The 8,477-nt window shown below is 28.9% G+C and carries 8 protein-coding genes; all 8 read right to left on the bottom strand.

Annotation, left to right across the window (positions count from 1 at the left end):
* Window positions 1-137 precede the first annotated feature (137 nt).
* Window positions 138-839, bottom strand: coding sequence for a hypothetical protein (locus KO504_RS04120; protein ID WP_215925067.1), 702 nt, complete (start codon window positions 837-839; stop codon window positions 138-140).
* Between the two features lie 118 nt (window positions 840-957).
* Window positions 958-1,761: a barstar family protein gene (locus tag KO504_RS04115; protein WP_215925066.1), complete on the bottom strand. Its 804-nt coding sequence runs from the start codon at window positions 1,759-1,761 to the stop codon at window positions 958-960.
* 152 nt (window positions 1,762-1,913) lie between these two features.
* Window positions 1,914-2,750 carry a hypothetical protein gene (locus tag KO504_RS04110; protein WP_215925065.1) on the bottom strand — a complete coding sequence of 279 codons (837 nt, stop codon included), beginning with the start codon at window positions 2,748-2,750 and terminating at the stop codon, window positions 1,914-1,916.
* 170 nt (window positions 2,751-2,920) lie between these two features.
* Window positions 2,921-3,343, bottom strand: a complete 423-nt coding sequence (locus KO504_RS04105) for a hypothetical protein (protein ID WP_252723617.1) — start codon at window positions 3,341-3,343, stop codon at window positions 2,921-2,923.
* A gap of 2 nt (window positions 3,344-3,345) precedes the next feature.
* On the bottom strand, window positions 3,346-3,792 hold the full coding sequence (locus KO504_RS04100; RefSeq protein ID WP_215925064.1) for a DUF4844 domain-containing protein: 447 nt from the start codon (window positions 3,790-3,792) through the stop codon (window positions 3,346-3,348).
* Window positions 3,793-4,528: 736 nt separating this feature from the next.
* Window positions 4,529-6,637: a reverse transcriptase domain-containing protein gene (locus KO504_RS04095; RefSeq protein WP_215925063.1), complete on the bottom strand. Its 2,109-nt coding sequence runs from the start codon at window positions 6,635-6,637 to the stop codon at window positions 4,529-4,531.
* 165 nt (window positions 6,638-6,802) lie between these two features.
* Window positions 6,803-7,843, bottom strand: coding sequence for a GmrSD restriction endonuclease domain-containing protein (locus KO504_RS04090; RefSeq protein ID WP_215925062.1), 1,041 nt, complete (start codon window positions 7,841-7,843; stop codon window positions 6,803-6,805).
* A 1-nt stretch (window position 7,844) separates the two neighbouring features.
* A complete protein-coding gene (locus KO504_RS04085) occupies window positions 7,845-8,438 on the bottom strand; it encodes a hypothetical protein (RefSeq protein ID WP_215925061.1) in 594 nt (197 codons plus the stop codon).
* Window positions 8,439-8,477: the final 39 nt, after the last annotated feature.

Below are 8,477 nucleotides of genomic sequence, written 5' to 3'. Positions count from 1 at the left end.
GGCAATATTAATCACAACGTGTTTGTATATGGTTTGTTGCGTGTTTTAAGCACCTAATTTAGCAAATACAAACCAAATAGAAAATCCGCGAGGATTTTCGTAAGTAGGCTAGAACTAGCAATAAATTATATACGGTGTTACCCAACGTTTTTATTTTTCAGAGTTTCTTTTATTGCTATTATTGCTTCTTTTTGATATTTTGATTTATTATTCAGCATTTCATTCAATTCAGTTACTGTTTTAGAACTATAATTACTTTTCAGTTTTTCAATCCGCTTTGTTGTCTGTTTTTCGGCTTTTTCCATTATCAGTTTTGGGTCTGTCCTATCGATAAAAGGTAAAAAAGAGTATTTTATTTTGCTGTTTTCAAAAATTGGTTCTTTCGTAATATCAATTAAGAAACAACTTAAGAAGTATCTGTCGTTATTTTTAAAAGTCAAGTCTAAATAGCCTAAATCCGCATAACAGGAAAAAGTGTCCCAAAAGAAATCTTTTTGATAAGATTGTCTGTTATATATTGAACTTTCAATTTGGTCTAAACTATAAGTTTTTAAATTCTTTCCAGATTTAATTTCTATAATGTTTTTATTTCTGTCAATAGTGAAGTTAGTTTTATAGTTTTCTTTTAAATAGAATATTGTTATTAAAAAACTCGGAAGTAATAAAAGAATTGTAAAGGGAATTCCAGTAACATATAAACTATTTGAATTTTTTAAACTTCTTCCATACTTTAATTCATATAAAAAGTCTCCAAAAAATATTATCACAACAAGAAAAATTCCTAACCAAATAAGAATTTTAATCAATGGTTTATATGTCAGTTCGTATGTCGTTTTCAAATGTTGGGTAACGTGTTTGTGTATGGTTAGTTGCGTGGTTAAGCAACTAAGTTAACAAACTTTTACGAACCCGTGAAAATTCCGCAGGAATTTTCGCAAGTAGGGAAGAACATAGCAATTAATTATACACGGTGTTACCAACAGTTTTTATTTTCTTTTCAGAGTTCTGATTGTTATAATCCTCTATAATTTCTCTTAAAATTTTCGAATCCTTTTTGAATGTTTTTTCGAATTTCTCCCAATTCGTCAAGGTCAGAATTTCTGGCATTTCTACAATTCCACTTATTGAGTCCCAAAACGCATCCCAGTTATTTCCATAAAATTCAGGAAAATAAAGTCTTTCAGCAAAAGTGTCGTGTAAATGCTTAATGTTCACAATTCCACCAAGGTCAATGACTTTTGTTTCAGGGTTTAGTAATTCGTTCAGTTCTTCGTCAACATCTTCTAAAATCCTTTTTCGATACCATTCTACAGGTTCGAGTTGTTTTTTCAGAGCGTCAGAATTCCATAGTTTATATTCCGATTCTATTGGGCAATTGTCAAGTTCACTTTCATAACCAATTGCAAGTCCAATTGTAAGAAACGGTCTTTTAATTTCCTCTTCTTGTTCGAGATATAATTCTCTTAATTTCCGACTTGCCAAAACAATCTCAATATTACTAGACTTAATATTTTTGAGTAATTCAATTGTTCGATACTTTTCAAATTCCTTCCAATCAAAATGTTTTTTGATGATTGATTTTATGAAATTTTTGACTTCTCTACTCTTAAAATTAAAGGCTAATAAATCGTTGTGATGGTCTTCTGGAATTTCATTTTCAAGTTCCTTATTTTCATAAACCCAATTTTCAAATAATTCCAATGAAATGTCGTCATTTAGGAATTGATAAAACTTGATTCTATTTGGATTTATGTTGGTCATTCAAATTGTTGGTAACGGTTTTGTGTATGGTTAGTTGCGTGGTTAAGCAACTAATTTAGCAAACTTTTACGAACCCGTGAAAATTCCGCAGGAATTTTCGCAAGTAAGCTAGAACAAAGCAATTAATTATACACGTTGTTGTAAAACGTTTTTTATTTTAATTGCCACCATTTTTTTCGTTTAATTAACTTGTCAATCGAAAATGATTTAGTTATTCCGTTTGTCTTTTCATATTTCAATTGTTGATTTACTGGCTCAATAATATGTTGCCAACCTGCTGAAAAACTTGCTCTTATTTCACTTCCGTTTGGCGTGTAATTCCGTTCGACAAGAATTTCTCCAATATTTTCAAATAACTCTGAAAAGTCTTTTTTGAACATCTTTGGCAAATACCAAGTAATTTTTGTTTCCTCTTTCCAATTCCCAAAACTTGCAACTAAAACATCACATTTTTTAAAATCCGAAACCGTTGGTTTGTTTTCTTGATTTATTCGAGTTGAAACGATTAGATTGTAACCAAAACCTGTTTCAAAGTCAGATTCCAAAACGATTCCACCACCATAATTTCCATTTTCCAATTTGAATGTTAAGCAACTTCCTTTTTTAAAGATTGGTTCTTTTTTGGAAATTCGTTTTCTTGCCTTTGGTTTAGCTTTTTCGGATTCTAATTTGACTAAAAACTTTTCAAGTACAATTTTTCTTTTTTTAATATCCGATTCGCTTGCGTCGAGTTCTTTCCATACTTTTAAGTCAGATTCGCTTTTGATTATTTCACGAACTTTTTCAAGAATATCAGTCGACAAGCTTTTAGTTTCCCAAAGAGCTAGTGCCAAAGCAAACCAAAAATCATTCTCTCCGTTTGGATTGTCCGAAATTAGTTTCTTTTTGATTTCTGTCGGATCTTTTCCGTCGTTATATAAATCAAAAAAGTCAGCATAAATATCTGCTGAAGTATCATTACTTTTTATGGCTGTTCCCCAAGTTCCCAATTCAGTTCGTGGTTTTGTTCAAAATGTTTTACAACGTGATTGTGTATGGTTAGTTGCGTGGTTAAGCAACTAATTTAGCAAACTTTTACGAACCTGAGAATATTCCGAAGGAATATTCCAGATGAGCAGGAACAAAGCAATTAATTATACACGGTGTTGGCAACAGTTTTTTATTTCAGTATTTTTTCAATTGATTCTCTATCGACTTTTAATGACTTTAGAATGTATTGAGCATATTCCTTATTCGTTTTTTTCATTTTGTCAAATAACTCCATTAAGTCAGTCGCAAATAATCTTTCGTTAACAGTCATTCCTTCAATTCCGATAACTTTTGATGTCCCTTTCATTACTCTTTTTTGTAAGTCAAACCATTCAAGTTGACTTTTTATACGCTTAAGAATATCAGCATCATTATCATTATGAATATCTCTTAAATTGTAATTAGGATTTCTTGAGTCAGTAGACTTTTGAAATTCATTTATTTTGAGATTAAATAGTGCTTGTCCAAATCTTAATTCTGGGTCATATTCTAAATAGGTAGAAATCAAATCAATTATTTCTTTATGCTCTTTTTTCATTTTTTCTTTAGCCATATTTAATTTTTATCTAATAATGGCTCAATATCAAATCCGTACATAAATTTATTTAATTGTCCATTTGAGCTTTCCAATTCCACAATGTCCATTAATTCCTCAATATATGTGCAAACTCGTTCTCTATCTTCTGTATCTAATTCCAAATAAATATCCGCAAATCTTGAAAGTCCAATTCCGATTTTTTCTTGATAGTTTTTGTCAGTTGGTTTTTCCGATTCCGCAACAGTTTTAAAATCCGATGCGATTCGATTTATCTTTTCCGTAAAAACTGGTCGCATTTTTTCGTCCGCAATTCCAGGATAAAAATTTTCTTCTACGAACTTTTTCTTTGTTATAAATTCCGCAAACTTTTCATTCGCATTTTCAGGTGTTTTCATTTCAGTCGCATTTTGTCCGCAAGCAGATAATGTCAAAAAGATTATAACAATTTGAATGTTTTTCGTCATTTCTCAAATTGTTGCCAACGTGTTTGTGTATGAGTTAGTTGCGTGGTTTGGCAACTAAGTTACTAAATATTTACCGAATAGAAAATCCGAGAGGATTTTCGTACGTAAGCTCTATAAAGCAATTAATTATACACGGTGTTAACTGTAGTAATTACTTGGTTTTTATTTATTTGAGTGTTTCCGATTTCTTGATATTCCACAATATTTATATTCCGATGATTCTGAATTAATTTTAATTATTAAACCTCTAATTTAGAAAAAAAAATCGAGCGATGCTCGATTTCCGCTAAGTTCGGTTTTTACAAACTTGCTAAAATTCCGACTGAGTGAATTTCAACAGTTTTCAATTCGGATTTGAGTGAGAATTCCGATTGAGTAAGATTCCAATTCCAATTAATCAAACGAGCTAAAATTCCAATGTATTTTCATTCAGATTTCGAGTGAGAAATTCGTGCGTTATGTTTATCAATCTAATCTTTTAAAATTCAGAATTCGAGTGAGGTTTTTGCATTTTATTCGGCTTAAGTAACTTGATTTTTTTTGCTTAAAATTCCGAATTTGATTGCGCTGCGTTATTACAGTTAACGTGTTTGTGTATGATTTCGTTGCGTGTTTAAGCACTAAAGTTAGCAAATAAATCACAGATAGAAAGTCCGCGAGGACTTTCGTAAGTAAGCTATAACTAGCAATGAATTATACACGGTGTTGTGGTGTCGTTTTTTCTTTTTATCTCTTTTCAATATTTTCGGTAAAGGCAAATTTCTTTCAACGATTCAATTTGTTTTCCGTGTAATTTGATTAGTTCATTTTTATCTATTTTGACTCTGATTTTACCGTATTTATCATATGGATGAGCTTCAGTTTTTTGATTACGTTTTGAATTAATTTCAATCCAATATCTATTAGTTTTTGGAAGCTCGTCGTTAATAATTTTAGCGTCTAAATTAACACCAAATTCACTTGCTGGTTTATTAATTTCTAAACGTTCGCAAATTTTATCAAAGCACAGATTATTAAACGTATTTAAATTTAAAATAGCTATTGAAGGTTCGCTAAATCTAAATTTTTCATATGCAAGCAAGGATTCATTTAATACTCCATAAATTTCGTCATCAGCCCAAATAGTTCTATTAAAAAATGTTTCAGGATTAGTAATATTGTAAATGTTTTTTAAAGTCTGAATTATATAATCTTCAAGAACACCTCCTTTAATTCTTTTAACGTAACTATTGTAATCGTTACTCAATTCTAATCCTAAAAATATACTCAAGTTACGTATTGAAAGATATAAGCCTTGTAGAGCTAATAAGTCATTTTTATCTTTTAGTAATCTAATAGTAAATAGTTTTTTAAAAGTATTATCTTTAGATGATATGAATTTGTAATCATTTATTTTTCTTTCAATAAAATAGTTACCGCCATTTTCGACTAGTAAGAGTTCAAACAATTCGTTTTTATTATTATGATATAACCAATCTATCATATAATATCTAACAAGCCAATTTCTATTTCCTTTAGAAATATATTTTTCAAATATATTTTCGTTGAATTCTATACTTGGAAACCATTTGAATATTAATGCAATAAGATGATGAAACAAAATATCATCATCTGATAAAACAGAGTTTAAAAAAGAAAGTACATCAGCTGAATTTGTATAATGCTTTTGTAAATAAAACAAAATACCTTCAAACTGGGTAAGAAGTAATTCATAATTTGAAATAATGAGTTCTTTTATTTCATCATCCTTATTTAGTTTAAAAAGAGAAAATCCAATTATTGTTTTATCTAAATAATCTTCTTTTCTAATGTCATTGTCTTGTTCAAAGCAATCAATAAATCTCTTTTTTAATTGACGATGCGTTTTAGCTTTTAATGATTTTTGTGGTTTACCATCTGTTTCTTTTAAATACTCTTTATTTATTGCAGAAAACTTATTGTTTTGAACTTTGAGTTCTTTTTTAATATCAACTACTTCTTTTGTAAATATTTTACCTCCTTGAGGTATTAAACCTAAATCTCGTGAAATTAAATCTAAAGCCGCAATTGCTTTTCTAGAAACTTTTTTGTCTTTACTAAATATTCTAATATCATCGACATACCTTAAATATTTAATATCGAGTTTACCTTTTGTGGTTATTTCATCGTCAAGATAGATTAAATATAAATCAGCTAAAAAAGCAGAAGATAATGGACCTTGAGGTATACCGTGTTTAGAAATAAAAGTTCTATGATTAAAGTCGCCTGTCCAAATTTCTAGACAATCTTGTAATAAATTAATGATATCATCTTCAATACCATAGTTTTTCTTAAGAATTTGAAATAAAATATTATGGTCAATTGTATCAAAAAATGAAGCTATATCAAATTCAGATAAGAATTTATAACCTTCATCAAAATATCTTATAGAGCGTTCGCTAAATTTTTTCCAACTTTTTTTCCAAGGTTGAAAGAAGAATATTTTATCTAAATCATTTGAATTTGAGTGGTTTACAATATTCCCGAAAATTGTTTTTCCATATAGAGGTGCAATTTTATCATATGATGTATCAGTAATTATATTTGCTATAGCTTGATACACTAAAAGGTCAGTAAATTTTAACATTGAAAGAGGACGAACTAATTCATTCTTTTTTGGGATGAAAATTTTATGAGCTCTTTCTGGTTTATAAGTTTTGGTTTTTAATTGTTCTATTAAAGTTTGAATATTGGATTGTAAAAAAGTTTCGAAAATTTTTAAATCTGAATAATAAATACTCTTATATAAGTTTCGTTGTGCAGTTTTTAATCTATAAAATGCTAACTCGAAATTTTCTAAAGTTAAGAGTTTGTCGTATTGATTCATTCAGTTTTAAGGTTTGAGTGGTAAATGCACCACAACGTGTTTGTGTATGATGTCGTTGCGTGTTTCAGCAACTAATTTAACCAATACAAACCGAATAGAAAATCCGCGAGGATTTTCGTAAGTAGGCGAGTACTAGCAATGAATTATACACGGTGTTGTGAGTAGTTATTTTTCCAATATTTCTTTTAGAATTTCAAATCTTCTGATTCTGTTACTTTTTCTTTGCGTACCTTCTTGTCCTAAACTAAAATATTCCTCAATTAGGCCTTGTCGATTATCAGTATCTCCATAATCCTCTACAAAAGCATTGAAATTGTCAATGTGTTTTTGTTGAGCTTCTCCATATTTCTGAAACAAGTAATATGCCACTGTAAATAGAGTATAAAAATGAACTTTTCTTGATATAAGTTTTTTGTTTGATTCAGAAGCATTTAAAAACTCTCTAACAATAGATAACAAGTTTTCAAATAAATTTTTATCTTCCTCATAATCAGGGTATTCTTGATTAAAGGTGTCGTAAACTTTGTTTATACTTTTTTGAGTTGTTTCCTCTTCAATACCTAATCTTATGAATATTAGTAAACTACTAATAAATTCAATATCTTTCATTCTTCTATAATCTAAACCAGTAAAGAGAGAACTTTCTACCCAAATTGGATTTTCACTAAGCTCATTGGCTAATCTTAAAAACAAACCACTGTATTCAGCATTTCTTAATTCTTGAGGATTTAATGTAGTCGTTGTACTATTTAATCTTAAAAACATATTCACAATGTCTTCTCTAGATACATTGTCTTTAATAAATCTAACAGAAATTGGATATTTCCAAATTTGATTTCTTTCATTTTCAGTTAATTCTGTAAATGCTTTTCCGACATAGTTAGCATCTTTGAAATCTAAATAAGTACCATTTAATTTAAAATCTCCATTAATAAAATTAAAAATTGAGCCTAATCTTTGTTGCCCATCAATTACACTAAAATTAGTGTTACCTGATTCGCTTTCTGTTTCTCGTTCCCATAAGTAAATTTCAGGAATTGCGTAGCCCAACAGTATTGTTTCTATAAGTCTAATCTGATTTTTAACAGTCCAAATATATTGTCTTTGGAAAGTATTGTCAACGTGTAAAAATTCGTTTTTAATTTGGTCAGTTAACCATTTTACGTCTTTTCTTTCAATATAAATATAATCTGTGATTGATGCCATTCTAATTTTCTTGTGTGTTTAATTCTTTTATTTCTTGAATACCTTTTATGTGGTATCTTTCTACCGATTCCCACGAATCGTAAATTCTGTAGTTAATATCGTGTTTTATACCAAATAATAATTGATAATCTTTATTAAATTTTTCAATTCTTGAAATCCATTCTTTAAAAAATGGGTGAATAGGTTTTGGCTCTTTTATCGAAATAAATCGCCTAAAGATAGTGCTAGTAATATATTTATAACCAATATTTACCTTGTCTTCAAAAAGGTCTAAATAGGCATTCCAGAATTGATAATAATATTTTCTAGATACTATAACCAAATCAATATCTGATTCGTCTTCATTAAAATCACTAAAGTTTTTTTCCGGTGATAAGCTATAACCAAGTTTGCCGCTTCCAACAATACAAACATTATTAAAACTAACTCCTAGACTTTTAGATACAAACTTTTTGAATTCGTCATAGGTCTCTGATGGATTTTCAACTTTTAGATAATCTCTGAAATACCAAATTTGGTTTCCTTGTAAATAATTCAAGAAAATTTCAGGGCTATCCTTAATTTCAATATCATTTTGGAAATTTTCTTTTGTCATCTATTGTTTTTAGTAATTACTCACAACGGTTTTGTGTAT

The sequence above is a fragment of the Winogradskyella psychrotolerans genome (assembly GCF_018860565.1).
GTDB lineage: Bacteria > Bacteroidota > Bacteroidia > Flavobacteriales > Flavobacteriaceae > Winogradskyella > Winogradskyella damuponensis.
This window is presented reverse-complemented; position numbering and strand designations above follow the sequence as displayed.